Genomic DNA, 21171 nt, shown 5'->3' on the forward strand with positions numbered 1-21171 from the left:
CCACCTTCACCGGTGGGAGGGATTTTCTTTACCTGTTTACTAATCGCGGTACTCTGGCAACCTAATCATGGCTTCCTGGGTTACGGTGGCTACGTGCTGGCCGTCGCGGGTGAAGACCTTACCCACAGAGAGACCTCGGGAGTCCTGGGCACTGGGGGACTCCTGAACCAGTAGCAACCACTCATCGGCGCGGGCCGGGCGGTGGAACCATATGGCGTGATCTAGCGAGGCCACCTTCATGCCGGGTTCAAGCCAGGTCTTGCCGTGCTGCCGTAGAACCGGTTCAAGCTGGGTATAGTCCGATGCGTAGGCCAGGGCAGCCTGATGCAGGGCAGGGTCATCGGGCAGGGGCTCGAAGGTTTTGAACCAGACCATATTCACCGGCTGCTTCTCTTGGCCGGGAGTGGTGTACAGCGGGGAAGTCACATGCCGGACGTCGAAGGGGCGGGAGAAGGCAACCTTCTGGGCAATGGGGACCTGTAGATGCTCCAGCAGGTCAGCTGCGGTGGGCAGACCCTCGGGCGCGGGGATATTCTGCGGCATGCTGGCGCCGTGGTCTGGCCCAGGGGCAGGCACCTGGAAGGAAGCAATACAGGAAAAGATTGGTTGCCCGCCCTGGTAGGCCTGTACCCTGCGGGTGGAAAATGATCTGGCGTCGTTGAGGGGCTCGGCCCCGTAGGAGAGATCGCCTTCTACGTCACCGGGGCGTAGAAAGTAGCCATGAAGGGAGTGCAGAGTTTTATCGTCGACCGTATGGGCAGCAGCCATAACAGCCTGGGCGAGCACCTGCCCGCCGAAAATACGCGGGGATTCCTTGGTGAGGGTCAGGGCGCTAAAGACATGCTCGTGGGCGGACGCTCCACCGGGGGTGAGCTTGAGCATGGCCAGTAATTTTTGGGTAGGGGAGAGACTTTCTAGGGTTTCGTGACTCATAGTTACACTCTACTCACAGGTAGCCCCATTTTTCTCATCCCACTGGAAGCGCAAATGAGTTTCTGCGATAGGGTGGTGGGAGAACAGACCGCATAAACTCGTTTGAAAGCTAGTGATATGACCGAGCTAAAACTCTCTGACTACACCGACTATATTTACCTACCCGATGTTACAACTGCCCGTGATCTGGCGACCCACCTGACCCGGGCCCGTTCTGTGGACCCCCAGGCTGCCGTCCGCCTACAGGCTAACGGTGAGGTGCTGGGGGTGTCGGTGTGCGTGCTTGCACCTGAAACCCTGCTCGATTCGACGCCCACGGTGATTGGTCTGCGCGCTATCAAACTGGCCCAGCCTGCCGAGGTTGATCTCACGGTTGAAGCATCGGCTCTTCTTGACCGGCTCGCCCGTATTGAAGAGGCCGGGCTGGCCCTGGCCCTCCCGCCGGTTACCGTGACCACCCCCTGGGCCGGGCGTACCGCTCCGCGTAGCGGCTGGGAAAAGAAAGGGTTTTACCTCTCTGACCATGCCCGGGCAGCGGCCCAGGAAGGTATTGCCGCGGTAGACGGGGCCCTGCCCGCTAACCCGGGGCATGCGGTGGTGGCAACCGTCCGCTCCCGTATCTGGTCTTCACCTCTACAAGCCCCCGATACGACGGTGAGCCTACCCACCGGCGCTGCTTTTGCCCTTGAGGTGCTCGGGTTCCTACCACCGCGGGCTACCGAACCCATGCCCGTTTTCACCAGCGGACGCTGGGCCCGCATCTCGGCCCGGGCAGGGCACGTACTGGTCTACTCGGCTGCCTCAGCCTAAAACTTAGCTACTGGGCCCGGTTCTGCATGGCATGGGCTGCCCGGTCAAAGTAGACCCACATTTCGGCGTCGTGCAGGGGAGCTAGCTCTAGGGTGTCCATGGCCTCCCGCATGTACTTGAGCCAGGTATCGCGTTCTTTGGGGCCGATATAGAAAGGGCTGTGGCGCATGCGCAGACGCGGGTGGCCGCGCTCTGCCTGGTAGGTCTTGGGCCCGCCCCAGTACTGCTCCAAGAACATAAAGAGCCGACGCTCAGCTGGCCCCAGGTCTTCCTCGGGGTACATGGCGCGAAATTCAGGGTTAGCTGCCACACGGGAGTAGAACTCGCGGCAGAGCTTCTCAAAAACCGGTCGCCCACCCACCTGGTAGTAGAAAGAGCGCTCATCGACCGTTTCGGTCGCGGGTGAGGTCTGGACGCTGGCCTCGCCGGGTGCAGATAAGGGGCGGAAGGCTGGGTTGGGTAAATTCATACCCACCAGTCTACTCCCGCCCCTTATCGTCAGCAGTTACCTTATGGCTCAGGACCTAGCGGTCTGCGGCCTGAACCTTCAGCGCACGAGCCAGGGAGTCGCGTCCTTCTGCTACCTGACGCTTGAGGGCCGCGGCGTCCTCGGTCAGGCCAGCCAGGTAGGCCTCGGCCTTGTCCAGGACTTCCTGAGTGTAGAATCGGGGGAAGAGCCCGCCGATAATCTGGCTTGAAATCTCGTGGGAGCGCTCGCGCCAGACCCCCTCAATAGCCTCGAAGTAGCGGTCGATGTAGGGCTCTGAGAACTCGGGGGCACCGCGGTAGAAGCCGAGAATAGCGGAGCGCTGCACGATGTTAGAGAGCTCGCCGGTCTCCACCACAGCCCGCCAGGTCTCAGCCTTGGCCTCAGCGGTGGGGATAGCAGCCTTGGCGGTAGCAGCTGCCTGCTGGCCGTTTGAGGTGTTGTCCTCAGCCAGGGCAGCGTCAATCTCTGCTGCGGTAACGCGTCCGCCCGCAGCCAGAGATCCCAGCAGGTTCCAGCGCAGGTCGGTATCAATCTCCAGACCTTCTAGAACGGTAGTACCATCGAGCAGAGCAGCTACAGCATCGAGCTGGTCTGACGTGTGTGCCAGACGGGCGAAGGTACCGACCAACTGGAACTGGTTATCAGAACCGGCCTCAGCTGCCTGAGCCAGCTGCCAGATACGGTCAGCGGCCTCAGCCCGAACAGCCTCAGCATGGGCGGGGTTCAGGTAGGCACGCAGGGTGTTCTCGAGGTTGAGAAGCTGGGTGCGGACGGCGGTGGAATTAGTCTCTGCCCCGATATTACCCAGAACCAGCTCAACAAACTGGCGGGCGGGCATTTCGGCATCGCGCACGGTATCCCAGAGTGAACCCCAGACCACGCCGCGGGCAACGGACGAGTCAATGGCACCCAGGTGGGCAACGGCGGTAGCACGAGACCGCTCATCCAGGCGAATCTTGGCGTAGGCCAAATCTTCGTCGTTCACCAGAATCAAATCGGGGCGCTTGGCACCAACGGCCAGGGGAACCTCGGTAACTTCGCCATCCACATCGATTTCTAGGCGGTCGGTGCGGGTGAGCACCTCCCCGTCGAGATTGTAGAAACCAATGACCAGACGGTGGGGGCGCAAGGTCTCAAAGCCCTCAGCGTAGGTCTGGCGCAGGGCCAGGCGGGTAATGGTGCCGTCCTCTGCCTCTTCGACCTCGGTGGTCAGGGTGTTGACCCCGGCGGTCTCCAGCCAGAGCTTTGACCAGGCGCGCACGTCGCGTCCGCTGGTCGCCTCCAGCTCATCGAGCAGGTCATCGAGCACGGTGTTGCCGTAGGCATGCTTCTCGAAGTAGACCTTGAGGGCGGCCATAAAGTTATCCTGCCCTACCCAAGCCACCAGCTGACGCAGCACAGAGGCGCCCTTAGCGTAGGTGATGCCGTCGAAGTTGACCTGAACATCTTGCAGGTCACGGATCGGGGCAACAATGGGGTGGGTAGAGGAGAGCTGATCCTGGTTGTAGGCCCAGGTCTTCTCCGAGGCCGAGAAAGTAGCCCAGGCCTCAGGCGCAAAGCGGGTGTTCTCAGCAGCTGCCAGAGTCGACATAAACTCAGCGAAAGACTCATTGAGCCACAGGTCGTTCCACCACTTCATAGTCACCAGGTCACCAAACCACATGTGGGCCAGCTCGTGCAAAATGGTGATAGCGCGCCGCTCAACAATCGCTTCGGTCACCTTAGACCGGAAAATGTAGTTCTCCAAGAAGGTCACAGCACCGGCATTCTCCATAGCACCGGCGTTAAACTCGGGCACAAAGAGCTGGTCGTACTTCTCAAAGGGGTAGGGGGTTGAGAACTGCTCTTCAAAGAACTCAAAACCCTGGCGGGTGATATGGAAGACCTCATCGGCATCCAGGTACTCCATCAAGGACTGACGAGCGTAGCAACCCAGCTTCACCTCGCGGCCCTCGCTATTGGTGAGTGAGGAGTGCACGCTAGCGTAGGGGCCGGCAATAATTGCGGTGATGTAGGACGAGATACGCGGGGTAGGCGCAAAAGTCCTCTTCTTGCCGTCCGCCACCTCTTCAACAGAAGTCTCAGGCTGATTAGACACCACTACCCAGTGGGCAGGGGCAGTCACAATAAACTCAAATTCAGCCTTCAAATCAGGCTGCTCAAAAACCGGGTAAACACGGCGGGAATCAGGAACCTCAAACTGCGAGTAGAGGTAAACCTCGCCGTCCACCGGGTCCACAAAGCGGTGCAAACCCTCACCGGTATTGGTGTAGAGCATATCGGCATCAATCACCAGCTCATTGCTCTCAGCCAACGCCGGCAGGGCAATACGCACACCGTCAGCAGCGGTCACCGGCACCGACTCACCATTGAGTTCAATACTGTGCACCGTATCGGTAATCGCATCGATAAAGGTTTCACTTCCGGCAACCGCATCAAAACGCACCACCGTACGAGAACCAAAGACCCGCTCACCGCGCGTTAAATCAAGCTCAACCGTGTACGAATGCACACGCTGAACCACAGATGCTCTCTTCTCAGCTTCGGCACGGGTCAAATTCATTCCAGGCATGAGGAATCCTTGTCAATCAAATCTGAAGTTAGAGGCCTGCCCATCTGCAAACCACAGAAAACAAGCCACGGGGGAGCTGCACGTGACCTACAATCGTATATAGGGCAATACACAGCACATACCTTCCCAATTCTATGTGCTTGCCAGTGATTCACATAACTAAATTTCAGTGCGGTCAACCGGCCCCCACCCACCACGACCAAAGGAGACACCGTGCGTGTACACATCGCAACCGACCACGCAGGCCTAGAACTTAGCCACTACCTCATCGAAGCACTCACCGAGGCCGGCTACGAGATGGTCGACCACGGACCCGCTGAATACGATGCCCTCGACGACTACCCCAGCTTCTGCATCAACGCGGCGCTCGCCGTCCGCGCAGACCGCGCAGCGGGACTTGACTCCCTGGGTATTGTGCTGGGTGGCTCCGGCAACGGCGAGCAGATGGCTGCTAATAAGGTTGAAGGCATCCGTGCTGCTTTGGCATGGAACCACGACACCGCAGCCCTGGCCCGCGAACACAACAACGCCCAGGTCGTTGCAGTGGGCGGACGCCAGCATACCAAGGAAGAAGCCCTCGAGATCATCAAGGTCTTCCTCACCACCGAGTGGACCAATGAAGAGCGCCACGCCCGCCGCATCGGTCAGATGGCCGAATACGAGCAGGCCGGCGCCATCGCCGGCAAGCAGATCGACAGCTACGAGAACTAATGCCAGAAGGGCACTCAATCCACCGCCTGGCCCGCCAGCTCACCGACGTTTTTGCCGGTGCCCAGCTGGCGGTCACCAGCCCCCAGGGAAGATTTGCGGACGGCGCCGCCCTGCTCGACGGTCATACCTTCGGCTCGGCTTTCGCCCACGGCAAGCACCTCTTCGCCCGCTTCTCCAACGAGCTCTACCTCAACGTCCACCTGGGAATCTACGGGGCCTTCACCTTCGGCGGTGACGAGCACTTTACAGGGGCCTCCTCGATTGGTGCTCCCCGCAAAATTGGTGAGCAAGAGGACCACCGGGCCGAACTCTCCGCCGAACCTCCTGCACCCCGGCCGACCACCCGCGTCCGCCTGGTCTCAGAGCACGGCTGGGCAGACTTGGTGGGCCCCACCATCTGCCGAACCCTCACCCCCGAGGAAGTGGGGGAAGTGCGTGCCAAGCTGGGCCCCGACCCCCTGAACCAGGACGCCGACCCGGCCGCCTTCTACGCTGCGGCAGCCAAGACCAGTCGGCCTATCGGTGTAGTTCTTATGGACCAGAAGGCCATCTCGGGGGTAGGAAACATCTTCCGGGCAGAATCCCTTTACCGCACCGGCATCGATCCCTTTACTCCGGCTAAAGAATGCAGCCGCCAGCAGCTTGAAGCCCTCTGGAACGATAATAAGCACCTGCTGGAAATTGGCGTGCGTGTAGGTCGCATCATCACCACTGATCCCGCCGACAGGCCCGGTGTCCCGGAAACCGAGGCCTGGCCTGATCACGCTAACTACGTGTACCACCGCCAGGGCCAGACCTGCCCCCGCTGTGGGGCAACTATTGCGCTGGAAGAAGTGACCGGCCGTAAGCTCTACTGGTGCCCGGGCTGCCAGCACTAGGTAACTAGCCTAGCTGTAGGCTCAGACGAGAAAAGTAGGGCCCCGGTTGTATCACCGGGGCCCTACTTGTGTCTAGGTTTTAGCGGTCTGCCAGGTCAGAGAGGTTAAAGCCTGTGGTGCCGTCGTTGCACTGTACGCTCACCGGGCCGGTGGTTGTGCAGGTCATGCCCATCCAGCTGATGGACTGCCCCTCGGGCAGCACCGTGTTGGTCTTGAACCAGTCGTGGGTGGCAGCTCGGCCGCGGGCCTGAACCGTGCGGGGCTGGGTATCGCCAGGGCCCATCGACACCGACTGTAGGACCCAGTTCTTTGAGTCATCGGTCATGCAAAATACCCCGTAGGTCTGCATCAGGCAGGCTACCTGGGGGTCAGGAGTCTGGAAGACGACAGAGGGCTGGTCTGCCGCCGCAAAGTTGTAGGCTGCAAGGTCAGCCACCGGGGTGCCCGTTACAAGATCGGTGGTTACCAGAGAAACCGGGTCGATGGTAAAGCCATCGTTGACCGGGGGAGTCAGGGCCGTGGCGCTAGGGGACGGTACCGCGATCTCAACCGCAGAGGGTGCTGCGCTGGCTGTTTCTGTTGTGGGCTCCGCGGTGGGGCTGGGGCTAGCGCTGGCCGATGGGCTCGGGGGCGCACTGCTTGAGACGCTTACCTCTGTTTCTGCGGGCATACTGGTGGTTGAGGTGGCGGTCTGGCTGCTCCCGCAGCCTGTCAGTATCAGGATGCCGGTAGCAAGCAGGGCGTAGGCCGGGGCGAAACGAGCGGGGGTGGGTGCTAAAGCCATGGGGGAGTCAATCTCGTGGTTGAAAGGTGTGGGTGTCTACTCCCCATCCTAGGGGAAAGACACCCGCTGGCCCACCCCGGTAAGCATACCCTGGGTGAAATCTGACTGAGCTGAGATGGGGCCTTAGCCACTGAGGTCCTTGATAGAGTTGCTCAGCACAAACCAAAGCCGATGCGCCGCCAGTCTGGTAGGGGGCGAGGTCTGTGATGAGGGTGGTTGCTCCGCTGTTAACCGGCGGGTTGATGGCCTGTACCGGGGTTTCGGTGGGAGCAGGGGCCACTGGCTGGGAAGTAGGTGCCTCAGCGGCTGAAGGTACCGGTACCGCGGTGGTTCGGGCGACTGATTCGGGCGAGCTTGAAGGTACTGGGGCCGCTTTGACGGTGGGGTGTTCCTTTAATGAAAGGGGCCAACGTATATGCTGGTGAAGAGTTAAACGCCATTATGACATCGAAGGGCTGCTATGCGCGATACCGGATACTTGCTGGGGCAGGCCAACCTGGTGCTCTTCGACCTAGACGGCACCCTGCTCGATAGCGATACAGCAACCGCAGTGGGTTTTAACCGGGCTGTTCGGGAGTTTGGTTTTGAGGGAGAAATCGACGACAGCCAGAGCTACTTCCAGGCCTGGGCCGATATTCAGCGTGAGGATTTTCAGCGCTATTTGGCCGGTGAGCAGGTCTTTGACGAAAATCGCTTGTTTCGCACGTCGAGTCTCTTGCACCTGATGACGGGGGAGCAGCAGAGCGCTGACCGGGCTCAGAAGTTTTTGGCGACCCTACAGGAGGAAACCCGTAAGGCTTGGGCTCCTTTTGCTGAGGTTGATCGGTTTTTTGAGGAGCTCGGCCACCGGTTTGGGCATCTGCAGGTGGCGGTGCTTTCTAACGGGTCCCAGCTGACTGAGCAGAAGAAGCTCGATGCTATCGGCTTGCACGATATGCCCCTGTTTTCTTCGGAGAGGGTAGGCATGAGCAAGCCCAATCCCTATATTTTCCGGTTTGTTTGTGCCCAGTTAGAGGTGGACCCGGCTTTTGCTGTGCATGTGGGCGATAACTATATTGCGGACGTTGCCGCCCCGGCTCGGGCGGGTCTGCAGGCTGCCTGGGTTAACCGGCACCGCCGCGGTCAGAAGGTGGCGAGGGGGAGCGTGAAGGTGCGCGACCTGGTGGAGCTGTTGGATGCACCTGCCCCTGTTGCTCGCCGGTTTTTCTAGGGAAGCAAAAACGGCCACTCCGAAGAGTGTCCGTGAAGCGAGCGGCTGACGGGAATCGAACCCGTGTATCAGGCTTGGGAAGCGTGCGCTCTACCATTGAGCTACAGCCGCGTGAGAGGGGATGACGGGAATCGAACCCGCGTAATCAGTTTGGAAGACTGAGGCTTTACCATTAAGCTACATCCCCGAATGGGGTGCCCAGCGTTGTGGACGTTTTCCAGTAAACCTGGTCGAACGAGGCCTTGTCAAATCAGGGTGGCGCTGGCGTTTCTCAACACGCCCTGGGCGTAATCGGGGCGCGAGTTAGGTTTTGGGCGGTTGAACCGCTAAACTGGGTGGTGCCTTCCGTGCAAATCGGGGTGTGGCGTAGCTTGGCTAACGCGCCTGCTTTGGGAGCAGGAGATCGCAGGTTCGAATCCTGTCACCCCGACGTGAAATAGAACGACCCGCCGGAAACGGCGGGTTTTTCTATAGAACGTTATATCTAGCCCCACTCTTTTCCGGGTGGCGGTTCCAATCAAGTTATCAGGAGATCAACGGACGTGAAGACTGCCGTCGAGAAGATCAACCCGACCCTCGCAAAGATTGAGGTCGAGGTTCCCTTCGCTGAGTTCAAGACCTACCTTGACCGTACCTACAAGTCACTGGCTAACCAGATTTCGGTTCCCGGTTTCCGTAAGGGTAAGACCCCTAAGGCTCTCATCGATCAGCGTGCAGGCTTTGACTTTGTTGTTGAGAACGCTCTGAACGATGCTCTGAACAACTTCTACCAGCAGGCCCTGGTTGAGAATGAGCTGACCCCCCTGGCTCAGCCCGAGCTCGACATCGTTTCTAAGCCTGAAGAGGGCAACCGCGAAGCTGACGTGAAGCTGACCATCGAGGTCACCGTCCGCCCCGAGATTGAACTACCTGACTACTCAGGTATCAAGGTTGAGGTTGCAAGCGTAGAGGTTACCGAAGAAGACGAGCAGAAGGCTCTCGATGCCCTGCGCGGCCGCTTCGGCACCCTAAAGGCTGTTGACCGCCCCGCAGCTGACGAGGACTTCCTGACCATTAACATCGCCGCTGAGATTGATGGCGAAGAGGTTGATGCCGCTAACGACCTGTCCTACCAGGTTGGCTCCGGCACCATGCTGGACGGTCTGGATGAGGCTGTTCTTGGCCTCTCCGCTGGTGAGGATGCCACCTTCGTCACCAAGCTTGCCGGTGGCGAGCACGCAGGTGAAGAAGCAACCGTTAAGGTTGAGGTCACCGCTGTGAAGGAGCGCGAGCTGCCCGAGGCTGACGACGACTTCGCTCAGCTGGCTTCAGAGTTCGACACCATCGCTGAACTGAAGGAAGACCTGAAGAAGCAGGCTGCTGATTCCAAGGTTGCCGAGCAGGGTGCAGAAGCACGCGACAAGGTTCTTGACGCTCTGGTTGAACTGGTTGAAATCCCCGTTCCCGAGAAGGTTATTGAAGACCAGCTGGCTCAGCACTTCAACACCCCCGGCCAGGACGATGACCACGACACCGAAGAGCACCGCGCAGAGATTCGCGAGAACACCGGGCGTGCTTTCAAGAACGAAATCATCCTCGACGCTATTGCTGAGAAGGAAGAAGTTTCTGTCGAGCAGGCTGAGCTCATTGATTACATCATCACCATGAGCCAGCAGTACGGCATGGACCCCAACCAGTTCGCTCAGATGCTCGACGGCTCAGGCCAGTCCGGCATGATTGTTGGCGAGGTTCGCCGTTCAAAGGCTCTGGCAGCTGTTCTGGCTCAGGCTGAGGTTAAGGACGCGGACGGCAAGGCCGTTGACCTCTCATCCTTCCTGGGTGAGACCGCAGACGCCGAATAAGTTTTTGCCTCTTGAGGCTCTAAAACTTTTCTAGCTCAAGCCCCCGCAAGACCCTGATTGGGTTCTTGCGGGGGCTTTGTGCTGCCGCAGGTGCCGGCGTCCGCTGCCTAAAAGAGGATGACCTGGGTGATTAGAAGTCAAATACGGCAAATAAGTTAAAAAAATATTTCGTAATAGGGGTTTTGAGGTTGAAAAAGTAAGGTGGGGCTAACTAATCTTAGGTAAGTTAAGCCTTATAAGATGTTGAGGCTTACCAAGTACACACCACTAACAGATATAGGAAAATCCGTGAAGGCCAACCGTATCTCCCTGCTCGTAGCCACCTCCGTTGTAGCACTGGCGCTCACCGCCTGTGGCGCGGGCACCACAGACGCGTCCTCTGAATCCAGCGCGTCCACCTCAGCTTCTGCCAGTCAGTCAGCTGGCACCGTTACCGTCACCGATAACTACGGTGAGGTTACCGTGACCGTTCCCCTCAGAAGGTCGCCGCAACCGATAACCGCACCTTTGAGGTTCTCGAGTCCTGGGATATCGACCTGGTTGCAGCCCCCATCCCCCTGATTCCTGCAACCGTCGAGACCTACAAGAACGACTCGTCCATCACCGACATCGGAACCCACCGCGAGCCCAACCTTGAACTGCTCGCTGCTGAAGAGCCCGACCTGATCGTCAACGGCCAGCGCTTCTCCCAGCACTATGATGCCATCAAGGAACTGAACCCCCAGGCCGCCATTCTCGAACTTGAACCCCGTAAGGGCCAGCCCCTTGACGAAGAGCTCAAGCGCCAGGTCACCGTACTGGGTGAGGTCTTCGGCAAGCAGGCTGAAGCTGATCAGCTTATTGCAGACTTCGACGCCGCTCTAGCCCGCGCTAAGGCCGCCTACGACGGCGAATCCACCGTTATGGCCGTCAACGTCTCCGGCGGCGAAATTGGCTACATTGCCCCCTCCATCGGCCGCACCTACGGCCCCGTCTTCGACATGCTGGGCCTCAAGCCCGCCCTCGAAGTTGAAGGCTCATCTGACAACCACCAGGGCGACGATATCTCGGTTGAGGCTATCGCAGAAGCCAACCCCGACTGGCTGCTGGTTCTTGACCGCGATGCTGGCACCAGCACTGATGAAGGTTCACCCGCTGCCGCAGACGTCATCGCCGGTAGCTCAGCTCTGGCCAACGTCACCGCAATCACCAAGAACCAGATTGCCTACGCTCCGGCTGACACCTACACCAACGAATCCATCATCACCTACACCGAGATTCTCAACGATCTTGCCGATAAGTTCGAAGTCGCCAAGTAAGGCACCGGCTGAGACCCTATAACCGATGAAAAAGGAGTCATCCTGCCCTCGCGGCGGGGTGACTCCTTGAGGGCTTTTATGACGACCACCGAAACCACCCGAGTTAGCCACACCAGGAACTCCCTGGTCAGCGGCAAATTCCTGCTAGCCAGCCTAGGAATTGTTGCCCTGCTCGTGCTCTCCTTGTTCACGGGGGAGTACGACATCTTCAACAAGGCTGACGGCGCTGCCATGTTCGCCATCACCCGCATACCCCGAACCGTTGCTCTGGTGCTTGCCGGGGCAGCCATGGCCATGTGCGGGCTGGTGATGCAGATGCTGACCCAGAACAAGTTCGTGGAACCCACCACCGGTACCACCGAGTGGGCAAGTCTGGGCCTGCTCTTTATGCTCTATTTCTTCCCGGCAGCAAACCTCTTGCAGCAGATGACGGCGGCAATCGTCTTCGCTTTTATCGGGTCGATGGTCTTCTTTCTCTTCCTACGCAGGGTTTCACTCAGGTCGTCCCTGATTGTTCCCATTGTGGGCATGATGCTGGGTGCCGTTGTTTCGGCCTTCACCACCTTTTTTGCCCTCCAGACCAATCTGCTGCAGAACCTGGGTGTGTGGTTCGCGGGCAGTTTTACGTCTGTGATTAAGGGGCAGTACGAGGTGCTCTGGCTAGTACTCTTGGTTGTTGCGGTGATTTTCTGGTACGCCGACCGCCTGACCGTTGCCGGTCTGGGCCAGGAATTTGCCACGAACGTAGGGCTCAACTACGCCCAGATTATGCTGGTAGGCACCGCCCTGATTGCTATCGCCACCGGTGTGGTGACCGTGGTGGTCGGGTCCCTGCCCTTCCTGGGGTTGATCGTTCCTAACATCGTCAGTATGTTCCGCGGCGATGATCTGCGCTCTAATCTACCCTGGGTTGCCCTGACCGGTATCGGGGTCGTGACTGTCTGCGACCTGATTGGGCGCACTATTATCGCCCCCTTCGAAATCCCGGTGTCGGTGATTCTGGGTATCGTGGGTGCTCTTGTTTTTATTGGTCTGATTGTGAAGGGGCGGCCCCGTGTATCAGCAGGCAAGTAAAGAAAGCCGGGTGGGTGCGTCCGCGCTGCCCGAGATGAGCGCCGGTGCGGACGCCCGCCCTGCCTCCCGCAGGGCAGGCACCTCCCGTAGCGCTGGGGCTTTCAAGACCCCGGTTGCTGCTCGCACCTACTGGGTGCTCCTGGCAGTGCTTACCGTTGCCGCTGCGCTGGCAGCCTTTGGGCTCTTGGCCTACGCCAACCCCTTTGAGAACGGCACCCCCAAGTGGTGGCTCATTGCTGAACGCCGCTCCAACGCCCTGATTGCGATGGCTGTGGCCGCTGTCTGCCAGGCTGTGGCAACGGTGGCTTTTCAGACGGTGACCAACAACCGCATCATCACCCCCGGTATTCTGGGCTTTCAGGCCCTCTACGCCGCGATTCACACGGCAACCATCTATTTCGCCGGGGCCGCCGGGCTGATTGCCGCCCGCACCCTCGACACCTTTATTTTCCAGCTGATCATGATGGTGGCCCTGAGCCTCTTGCTCTACTCCTGGCTGCTGACCGGCAAACGGGCCAACATGCACGTCATGCTCCTAGTCGGTGTGGTGCTGGGTGGGGGACTGGGGTCTGTCTCAACCTTCATGCAGCGCATGCTGACCCCCAGCGAGTTCGATATCCTGACCGCCCGCCTCTTCGCCTCGGTCAACAACGCCGACCCCGCCTACTACCCGGTAGCCCTGCCCCTGATTGTCCTGAGCGTTGCGGTGCTCTACGCAAAATCTCGTACCCTCAACGCCCTCTCCCTGGGCGCACCCGCGGCTACCAACCTGGGAATCAACCACCGCCGCGAATCCATTATCGTGCTGGTCATCGTCGCCATCATGATGGCGGTCTCCACCGCCCTGGTCGGCCCGCTGACCTTCCTCGGCTTCTTGGTAGCGACCCTCACCTACCAGTTCGCCGACACCTACGACCACCGCTACCTCTTCCCCATGGCAACCGTGCTCTCCTTTGCCATTCTGGCGGTCTCCTACTTCATCATGAACCACATCTTCTCAGCCCAGGGTGTGGTAGGCATTATTATCGAGCTCATCGGTGGCCTCACCTTCCTGATCGTGATTCTTCGAAAGGGCAAATTATGATCACCCTCCACCAGGTTGCTAAAAGCTACTCCGGTGAAACCAACATCGGCCCGGTTGACGTTCAGCTGCCCGCAGGTGGAATCACCGCCCTGGTCGGCCCTAACGGCGCCGGTAAATCCACCCTACTCACCATGGTAGGCCGTCTACTCGATATTGACTCGGGCACCATCGAAATCGGTGGCCTGAACGTGGCTACCACCAAGTCCAAAGACCTGGCCAAAGTAGTCTCGATTCTGCGGCAGGAAAACCACTTCGTCACCAAACTCACCGTGCGCCAATTGGTGGGTTTTGGGCGCTTCCCCTACACCGGGGGCCGACTCACCGCTGAAGACGAAGAGATCATTTCCCGCTATATCGACTTTCTTAACCTCACCACCCTCGAAAACCGCTACCTCGATGAACTATCAGGCGGCCAGCGGCAGCGGGCCTACGTAGCCATGGTGCTCTGCCAAGAAACCAACTACGTACTTCTTGATGAGCCCCTCAATAACCTCGACATCTCCCACTCCGTACAGATGATGCAGCACCTGCATAACGCCGCCCGCACCCTGGGCCGCACCATCATCGTGGTGCTGCACGACATTAATTTCGCCGCCCGCTACGCCGACTACATCTGCGCTATCAAGGACGGCAAACTAGCCCGCTTCGGAACCGTTGCAGAGATTATGCAAGATGACCTGCTCACCGACATCTTCAACACCCCCATCCAGGTAATCCAGGGCCCCAACGGCCCCATCGCCTGCTACCACTAGGCCCCGTGCCCGCTCGCTCTTGCTCACAGCGTAGCGGGCACATGCCAACAGCGAACTGAGGGGCAAAAGGCAATTTTTGGAGCCTCAAAAGCGATAACCTAAGTGTCAAGCAAATCTTTGGCACCGGCGTCCGCGCGGGTGCTGCAACCGACACAAGGAGCGGAACACATGTCCTTCACCCCTGAAGCACACCAGGCCCCCGCCATGGAAACCCCCATGGGCGGCCAGGACGACTACGTCTACAACCGCCTGCTCAAGGAACGCATCATCTGGCTGGGCTCCGAGGTGCGCGATTCCAACGCCAACCGTATCTGCTCCCAGCTCCTGCTGCTCTCAGCTGAAGACCCCGAGGCAGATATCTACCTCTACATCAACTCACCCGGCGGCTCCGTCACCGCGGGCATGGCAATCTACGACACCATGCAGCTGATTCCCAACGACGTTGTTACCGTTGTAACCGGTATGGCAGCCTCGATGGGCCAGTTCCTGCTCACCGCAGGTACCCCCGGTAAGCGCTACGCCACCCCCAACGCCCGCATCCTCATGCACCAGCCCTCCGGTGGCATCGGCGGCACCGCCTCCGACATCCGCACCCAGGCCCAGCTGATTCTCGACATGAAGAAGCGCCTGAGCGAAATCACCGCAGAGCGCACCGGCCAGACCGTTGAAACCATCCTGCGCGATAACGACCGCGACAACTGGTTCACCGCCGAAGAAGGCCTGGCCTACGGCTTCTTCGACAAGATTCTCGACAAGATTGGCCCGGCCACCAGCGCCACCGACAAGTAAACCGGCACAGAACTTTTTACAGGAGAAACGAATGATTCACCTTCCTTTATCAACCGCACCTGCCGGTATGCCCACCGACCGCTACGTGCTCCCCAACTTCGAAGAGCGCACCCCCTACGGCTACAAGCGCCAGGACCCCTACGCCAAGCTCTTTGAAGACCGCATCATCTTCCTGGGCGTGCAGGTCGACGACGCCTCAGCCGACGACATCATGGCCCAGCTGCTGGTGCTTGAATCCCAGGACCCCGACCGCGACATCACCCTCTACATCAACTCACCCGGTGGCTCCTTCACCGCGATGACTGCTATCTACGACACCATGCAGTACATCCGCCCCGAAATTCAGACCGTCTGCCTGGGCCAGGCTGCCTCAGCTGCCGCCGTCCTTCTGGCAGCAGGTACCCCCGGTAAGCGCCTTGCCCTGCCCAACGCCCGCGTGCTGATTCACCAGCCCGCCCTCTCGGGCCAGCAGGGCGGCCAGGCTTCTGATATCGAGATTCACGCCAACGAGGTGATGCGCATGCGCGAGTGGACCGCCCAGACCCTGGCTCTGCACTCCGGCAAGACCTTTGAAGAGGTCGATAAGTCCATCGAGCGCGATAACATCCTCACCGCCAAGGGCGCCCTCGAGTACGGCATCGTTGACCAGGTGCTTGAATCTCGCAAGGCCGTCAAGCCCTCCTTCAACACCGCCGAGAAGCACGACTAAGCACTGCTTACGTTCAGACTCGGTGCGGACGCCGCCTCCCGCCCCACCTGCCCAAAGGCAGGGAAGGGCAGGGGCGGCATCCTTCTGTCTGCCAGACGGTAGAGAGGGAATAGCCCGCCCGGTTCAAGTGTTAAGTCATAAAGACGTAACCTTGCTTGAACCGTCACATGTTGGGCTAGGCAGGTTTTCACGGTAGATTAGGTAGAGGAACCCAAGGAAAGGTAGGGTCTATGGCTCGCCTAGGCGATAGCACCACTCTTCCCAAATGCTCATTTTGTGGGAAGAACCAGCGACAGGTTCGTAAACTGATTGCCGGCCCCAACATTTACATCTGCGATGAATGCATTGAACTGTGCAACGAGATTCTCGAAGAAGAGCTCGCCGATGTGAAAGATTTGGGTGCCGTTGAAGAGCTCCCCACCCCGCGTGAAATCTTTGACCATATGCAGGAGTATGTGATTGGCCAGGAGGCCGCCAAGCGTGCCCTCTCTGTTGCTGTTTACAACCACTACAAGCGTATTCGGGCCCAGCAGAGCCCTGCCTTTGAGGCCAAGGAGCTTTTGGCTACCGAGGGCGAAGACGTAGAGATTGCCAAGTCTAATATTCTCTTGGTTGGCCCCACCGGCTCGGGTAAGACCTACCTGGCGCAGACCCTGGCCAAGAAACTCAACGTACCTTTTGCCGTTGCCGACGCCACCAGCCTGACCGAGGCCGGCTACGTGGGCGAGGACGTCGAAAATATCCTGCTCAAGCTCATCCAGGCTGCTGACGGTGATATTGAAAAGGCCCAGCGCGGCATTATCTATATCGATGAAATCGATAAGATTTCCCGCAAGGCCGATAACCCCTCCATCACCCGGGACGTATCGGGTGAGGGCGTGCAGCAGGCCCTGCTCAAGATTCTTGAGGGCACCGAGGCAGCGGTTCCCCCGCAGGGTGGGCGGAAGCACCCCCAGCAGGATTTCCTCAAGATTAATACCGCCAATATCCTCTTCATCGTCGCCGGTGCTTTTGCCGGTATCGAAGAGATTGTGGGCGGGCGAGTGGGCCGCAAGGGCATCGGCTTTGGCGCATCTATTGACCAGGCTGCTAAAGAGAGCGATATTCTCACCAAGCTCATGCCCGAGGACCTGCTCAAGTTCGGTCTGATTCCTGAATTTATTGGCCGCCTGCCCGTGCTGGCAACCCTGGGGAAGCTCACCGAGTCTGACCTCAAACGGATTCTAACCGAGCCCAAGAACGCCCTGGTCAAGCAGTACAAGCGCATGTTTGCCCTCGACGGGGTCGAGCTGATTTTTGAGGACGCCGCTGTGGCAGCTATTGCCCGCCAGGCTGTTGAGCGAGATACAGGGGCCCGCGGTTTGCGCTCCATCATGGAGTCGATTCTGCAGCCGGTCATGTTCGATGTACCCAGCCGCTCAGACGTCACCTCGGTCATTATCGACGAGGCTGTTGTGGCGGGGGAGAAGGACCCCATTCTGGTGCTCGAAGCCCCCGAGAAAAAATCTGCCTAAAAGTCTTTCCCGCTGTCGGTGCCTCTGCGCGCTGGCAGCGGGCTCTTGTATCCCACCCCTGATTGAAAGGACAACCCGTGGCTGAAAATACCGTTGATTTTTGGTTTGACCCTACCTGCCCCTGGTGCTGGATGACCTCCCGCTGGATTAAAGAGGTTGAGACCCAGCGCGATGTTGCCGTCACCTGGCACCCCTTCTCACTCGCCGTCCTGAACGAGGGCCGCGACCTTGACCCGGGCTACCGCAAGCACATCGACAACACCTGGGGTCCTGCCCGTGTGGCTACCGCCGTGGCAGAACAGTACGGCCAGGAGAAACTCGATGAGTTCTACACCGCCCTCGGCGAGCAGATTCACCACCAGAAGAACAAAGAGGGCACCTACTTCGAGAAGGCTATCGAAGCTGCCCTGGCTGAGGTGGGTCTTCCCGCCGAACTAGCCCAGGTTGCCTTTACCGAGGAATACGACGAGCAGATGCGGGCCTCAACCCGTGCAGGTCTAGACTCTGCTGGTGGCGATGACATCGGTGTGCCCCTGATGAGCATTAACGGTGTGACCTTCTTCGGCCCCGTGATGTCACCTGCCCCCACCGGTGAAGAAGCCGCCAAGGTCTTCGACGGCGCTGTGGCTCTGGCCTCTTACCCCGGTTTCTTTGAGATTAAGCGCCCCCGCAACGTCGGCCCGATTTTCAACATCGAGCAGAAGTAGCCTATGGCTGGCACAGTCACCGTCACCGAAGGCCACACCGGCAAGAGACCGCCAAGGACGTGAAAACCCGCCCCACCAAGGTACAGCCCCGCACCTTTATCGAGGGCTTACCCTGGCCCCGTAGGGTTACTCAGGGGCTTGAGCTGCTGGAGCTTTCGAGTTCGAGGAGCTCTGCTCTCAACTCGGGCCCCACAAACTGGGAGCCTCCTGCCTCTACATTACTAACCTCGATAAGGTCGACGGGCGGTACTTCGCCAGCTGGTTGAACAGGCCTGGCAGGCACCGCTTGACGCCAGCACCTAGCGGCGGTTGCTAACCGCCCCAAAAGCTAAGGCCCGGTTCCAGAAGCTCTGGAACCGGGCCTTAGTTTTTAGTTCTCTTCTTCGGTAATCAGCACAACGTCAGTGACGGCCAGCTCGCCCTCTGCTTCGGTGAGGGCGAGGTCACGGGCGTTACCTGCTGCCTTGAGGTCGCCGAGACCGCCGCGAATGCGGGTGATGTCTTCGGCTGAACCGGTGATAGTTGCGGTTTCTACCTCGGTGCGCTGCTTGACCTGGGCCTCTGACTTGGCCTTGCGCAGGCCGCCCAGGGCAGCTGCTACGGTAGGCAGGACTGCGGGGTCGGCGTCCGCCACGGCGGCGGCAAAGCCGTCGGTGGTGGGCCAGGGGGCGCGGTGCACGGAGCTTGCTCGCCACCAGGACCAGATTTCGTCGGTGACGAAGGGCAGGAAGGGGGCGAAGAGGCGTAGCATGGCGTCGAGGGTGGTGGCCAGGGCTGCCAGGACGGAGGCCTGTTCGGCTTCACCGACGTTGCCGTAGGCGCGGTCCTTGATGAGTTCGACGAAGTCGTCGGTGAAGTGCCAGAAGAAGGTCTCTGAGATCTGCAGGGCACGGGCGTACTCATAGTTCTCAAAGGCGGCGGTGGCTTCTTCAACCAGGGCGGCTAGGCGGGCTAGCAGGGAGCGGTCAAGCTCGTTGGTGAGGACGCCTGCCGCGGCCTGGTCGGTGATGACCGAGTTGGCGGTGGCACCCAGGCCGAGCACGAACTTGGAGGCGTTCAGCAGCTTGATGGCCAGGCGGCGACCAATCTTCATCTGGGCTTCGTCGTAGGCGGTATCGGCACCCAGCTTGGCGCTGGCTGCCCAGTAGCGCACGGCGTCCGAACCGTACTTTTCGAGGACCTCGTTGGGTACCACCACGTTGCCCTTGGACTTGGACATCTTCTTGCGGTCCGGGTCCAGGATCCAGCCGGAAAGGGCGGTGTCGGTCCAGGGCACGGAGTTCTCCAGGGAATTGGAGCGTACCACGGTGGAAAAGAGCCAGGTGCGGATGATGTCGTGGCCCTGGGGGCGCAGGTCCATGGGGAAGGTGACCTTGTGCAGGTTCTCGTCCACGGCCCAGCCGGTGGCAATCTGCGGGGTCAGGGACGAGGTGGCCCAGGTGTCGAGGACGTCGGGGTCGGCGATGAAGCCGCCGGGCACGCCGCGCTGGTCTTCGGTGTAGCCGGGGGCGGCGTCCGAAGCGGGGTCGACCGGGAGCATACCCTCACTGGGGATGATGGGCTCGTCGTAGTTGGGTTCGCCGTCTGCGTCGAGCTTGTACCAGATGGGGAAGGGCACGCCGAAGAAGCGCTGGCGGGAAATGAGCCAGTCACCGTTGAGGCCTTCAACCCAGTTTTCGTAGCGGGAGCGCATGAAGGCGGGGTGCCAGGTGATTTCGCGTCCGCGCTCAACCAGGGCGTCACGGCGGTCGGCGTCACGGCCACCGTTGCGGATGTACCACTGGCGGGAGGCCACGATTTCGAGGGGCTTGTCTCCCTTCTCGTAGAACTTGACCGGGTGGGTGATGGGCTTGGGATCGCCGTCCATTTCGCCGGCTTCGACCAGCATCTCAACGACGGTCTTCTGGGCGGTGAAGACGGTAGCACCTGCCATGCGCTCGTAGCGTTCGCGGCCCTCGGTGGAGGTAATCCACTCGGGGGTGTCGGTGGCGAAGCGGCCGTCGCGGCCGATGAGGGCGCGGGTAGGCAGCTGCAGTTCGCGCCACCAGGTGACGTCGGTGGTGTCGCCGAAGGTACAGATCATGGCGATGCCTGCACCCTTATCGGGCTGGGCCAGAGGGTGGGCCTTGATTTCGACCTCTACACCGAAGAGGGGAGAGGTGACCTTGGTACCGAAGAGGGGCTTGTAGCGCTCGTCATCGGGGTGGGCTACCAGGGCGACGCAGGAGGGCAGGAGTTCGGGGCGGGTGGTCTCAATCCAGACCTTCTCGCCGTTCTCGCGGTGGAAGGAGATCCGGTGGTAGGCGCCGGGACGTTCCTTGTCTTCAAGTTCTGCCTGGGCTACCGCGGTGCGGAAGGTGACGTCCCACATGGTGGGGGCCTCTGCCATGTAGGCATCGCCGCTCTTAAGGTCGTTCAGGAAGGCAAGCTGGGAGACCTTGCGGGAGTGGGCGTCGATGGTGCGGTAGGTATGTGACCAGTCGACGGACAGACCCAGGGTGGTGAAGAGCTCTTCGAAGACCTTTTCGTCTTCTACTGCCAGGATCTCGCACAGCTCGATGAAGTTCTGGCGGGAGATACGGGGCCAGTCGCGCTGATTCTTAGCGGGCTTTTCGGGAGCCTTGAAATCGGGGTCGTAGGGGATTGCCGGGTCGCAAAGTACGCCGTAGTAGTTCTGCACGCGGCGTTCGGTGGGCAGACCGTTGTCGTCCCAACCCAGGGGGTAGAAGACGTTCTTGCCCTTCATGCGCTGGTAGCGGGCGATGACGTCGGTCTGGGTGTAGGAGAACATGTGACCGACGTGCAGGGAGCCGGACGCGGTGGGCGGCGGGGTGTCGATGGAGTAGACCTGCTCGCGGGTAGTGTTGGGGTCGAAGGCGTAGGTCTTGTTGGCGGCCCAGTTCTCGGTGAACTTCTTTTCGAGGCCTTCAAGGCCGGGCTTCGTGGGGACGGTAATTTCTACGGTGTTTTCTGCGGGCGTGTCTGTGCCCTGGTTGATTTCAGCCATGTGGCCTA

General features: G+C 59.8%; 19 protein-coding genes and 3 tRNA genes. 15 read left to right on the top strand and 7 right to left on the bottom strand.

Features of this window, described 5'->3' with window-relative positions; translation table 11 throughout:
- Nucleotides 1-39: 39 nt before the first annotated feature.
- Nucleotides 40-933 carry an acyl-CoA thioesterase gene (locus E4U03_RS00955; protein ID WP_135011126.1) on the bottom strand — a complete coding sequence of 298 codons (894 nt, stop codon included), beginning with the start codon at nt 931-933 and terminating at the stop codon, nt 40-42.
- Nucleotides 934-1050: 117 nt separating this feature from the next.
- Here E4U03_RS00955 and E4U03_RS00960 point away from each other — a divergent pair, with 117 nt between their 5' ends.
- A complete protein-coding gene (locus E4U03_RS00960) occupies nt 1051-1743 on the top strand; it encodes a transcriptional regulator (RefSeq protein WP_228065666.1) in 693 nt (230 codons plus the stop codon).
- Between the two features lie 7 nt (nt 1744-1750).
- Here the strand turns inward: E4U03_RS00960 and E4U03_RS00965 are convergent, their stop codons facing one another.
- Together E4U03_RS00965 and pepN are read right to left on the bottom strand one after the other, a co-directional pair.
- Nucleotides 1751-2212 (bottom strand): globin, encoded by a 462-nt coding sequence (locus E4U03_RS00965; protein WP_135011127.1) that lies wholly within the window; start codon nt 2210-2212, stop codon nt 1751-1753.
- A 55-nt stretch (nt 2213-2267) separates the two neighbouring features.
- On the bottom strand, nt 2268-4805 hold the full coding sequence (gene pepN / locus E4U03_RS00970; protein WP_135011128.1) for an aminopeptidase N: 2538 nt from the start codon (nt 4803-4805) through the stop codon (nt 2268-2270).
- A 213-nt stretch (nt 4806-5018) separates the two neighbouring features.
- On the opposite strand from pepN, the gene E4U03_RS00975 reads away from it, so the two are divergent.
- A complete protein-coding gene (locus tag E4U03_RS00975; protein ID WP_135011129.1) occupies nt 5019-5516 on the top strand; it encodes a ribose-5-phosphate isomerase in 498 nt (165 codons plus the stop codon).
- Complete coding sequence (locus E4U03_RS00980) at nt 5516-6394, top strand: Fpg/Nei family DNA glycosylase (protein WP_135011130.1); 879 nt, start codon at nt 5516-5518, stop codon at nt 6392-6394. The genes E4U03_RS00975 and E4U03_RS00980 overlap by 1 nt, the downstream gene beginning before the upstream one ends.
- Nucleotides 6395-6473: 79 nt before the next feature.
- Here E4U03_RS00980 and E4U03_RS00985 read toward each other — a convergent pair whose 3' ends face one another.
- Nucleotides 6474-7178, bottom strand: coding sequence for a hypothetical protein (locus tag E4U03_RS00985; protein WP_135011131.1), 705 nt, complete (start codon nt 7176-7178; stop codon nt 6474-6476).
- A gap of 460 nt (nt 7179-7638) precedes the next feature.
- Here E4U03_RS00985 and E4U03_RS00990 point away from each other — a divergent pair, with 460 nt between their 5' ends.
- Nucleotides 7639-8388, top strand: a complete 750-nt coding sequence (locus tag E4U03_RS00990) for an HAD family hydrolase (protein WP_135011132.1) — start codon at nt 7639-7641, stop codon at nt 8386-8388.
- A 40-nt stretch (nt 8389-8428) separates the two neighbouring features.
- Here the strand turns inward: E4U03_RS00990 and E4U03_RS00995 are convergent.
- Nucleotides 8429-8499, bottom strand: a tRNA-Gly gene (locus E4U03_RS00995).
- A 5-nt stretch (nt 8500-8504) separates the two neighbouring features.
- A tRNA-Gly gene (locus E4U03_RS01000) sits at nt 8505-8575 on the bottom strand.
- Between the two features lie 168 nt (nt 8576-8743).
- Between E4U03_RS01000 and E4U03_RS01005 the strand changes: the two genes are divergently transcribed.
- The 11 genes from E4U03_RS01005 (at nt 8744) to E4U03_RS01050 (ending at nt 18156) form a co-directional block, all read left to right on the top strand.
- Nucleotides 8744-8818 (top strand) — tRNA-Pro (locus tag E4U03_RS01005).
- A 112-nt stretch (nt 8819-8930) separates the two neighbouring features.
- Nucleotides 8931-10229, top strand: coding sequence for a trigger factor (gene tig / locus E4U03_RS01010; protein WP_135011133.1), 1299 nt, complete (start codon nt 8931-8933; stop codon nt 10227-10229).
- A 288-nt stretch (nt 10230-10517) separates the two neighbouring features.
- Nucleotides 10518-10790 (top strand): hypothetical protein, encoded by a 273-nt coding sequence (locus E4U03_RS13615; protein WP_322785906.1) that lies wholly within the window; start codon nt 10518-10520, stop codon nt 10788-10790.
- Nucleotides 10766-11527, top strand: a complete 762-nt coding sequence (locus E4U03_RS01015) for an ABC transporter substrate-binding protein (protein WP_322785909.1) — start codon at nt 10766-10768, stop codon at nt 11525-11527. Before E4U03_RS13615 ends, E4U03_RS01015 begins: the two co-directional genes overlap by 25 nt.
- A 78-nt stretch (nt 11528-11605) precedes the next feature.
- Nucleotides 11606-12601 (top strand): ABC transporter permease, encoded by a 996-nt coding sequence (locus E4U03_RS01020; protein WP_135011134.1) that lies wholly within the window; start codon nt 11606-11608, stop codon nt 12599-12601.
- A complete protein-coding gene (locus E4U03_RS01025) occupies nt 12582-13685 on the top strand; it encodes an iron chelate uptake ABC transporter family permease subunit (RefSeq protein ID WP_245207629.1) in 1104 nt (367 codons plus the stop codon). The genes E4U03_RS01020 and E4U03_RS01025 overlap by 20 nt, the downstream gene beginning before the upstream one ends.
- On the top strand, nt 13682-14437 hold the full coding sequence (locus E4U03_RS01030; RefSeq protein ID WP_135011135.1) for an ABC transporter ATP-binding protein: 756 nt from the start codon (nt 13682-13684) through the stop codon (nt 14435-14437). Before E4U03_RS01025 ends, E4U03_RS01030 begins: the two co-directional genes overlap by 4 nt.
- Nucleotides 14438-14605: 168 nt before the next feature.
- Nucleotides 14606-15226: an ATP-dependent Clp protease proteolytic subunit gene (locus E4U03_RS01035; protein WP_135011136.1), complete on the top strand. Its 621-nt coding sequence runs from the start codon at nt 14606-14608 to the stop codon at nt 15224-15226.
- A gap of 31 nt (nt 15227-15257) precedes the next feature.
- Nucleotides 15258-15935 (top strand): ATP-dependent Clp protease proteolytic subunit, encoded by a 678-nt coding sequence (locus E4U03_RS01040; protein ID WP_135011137.1) that lies wholly within the window; start codon nt 15258-15260, stop codon nt 15933-15935.
- A gap of 230 nt (nt 15936-16165) precedes the next feature.
- Nucleotides 16166-17449, top strand: a complete 1284-nt coding sequence (clpX, locus tag E4U03_RS01045; RefSeq protein WP_135011138.1) for an ATP-dependent Clp protease ATP-binding subunit ClpX — start codon at nt 16166-16168, stop codon at nt 17447-17449.
- A gap of 77 nt (nt 17450-17526) precedes the next feature.
- Nucleotides 17527-18156, top strand: a complete 630-nt coding sequence (locus tag E4U03_RS01050) for a DsbA family protein (RefSeq protein WP_135011139.1) — start codon at nt 17527-17529, stop codon at nt 18154-18156.
- A 370-nt stretch (nt 18157-18526) separates the two neighbouring features.
- On the opposite strand, the gene valS is transcribed toward E4U03_RS01050, so the two are convergent.
- Nucleotides 18527-21163 carry a valine--tRNA ligase gene (valS, locus tag E4U03_RS01055; RefSeq protein WP_135011140.1) on the bottom strand — a complete coding sequence of 879 codons (2637 nt, stop codon included), beginning with the start codon at nt 21161-21163 and terminating at the stop codon, nt 18527-18529.
- Nucleotides 21164-21171 lie beyond the last annotated feature (8 nt).

This window comes from Rothia nasimurium, from assembly GCF_004569295.1.
In the GTDB taxonomy this organism is placed as follows: Bacteria; Actinomycetota; Actinomycetes; order Actinomycetales; family Micrococcaceae; genus Rothia; species Rothia nasimurium_B.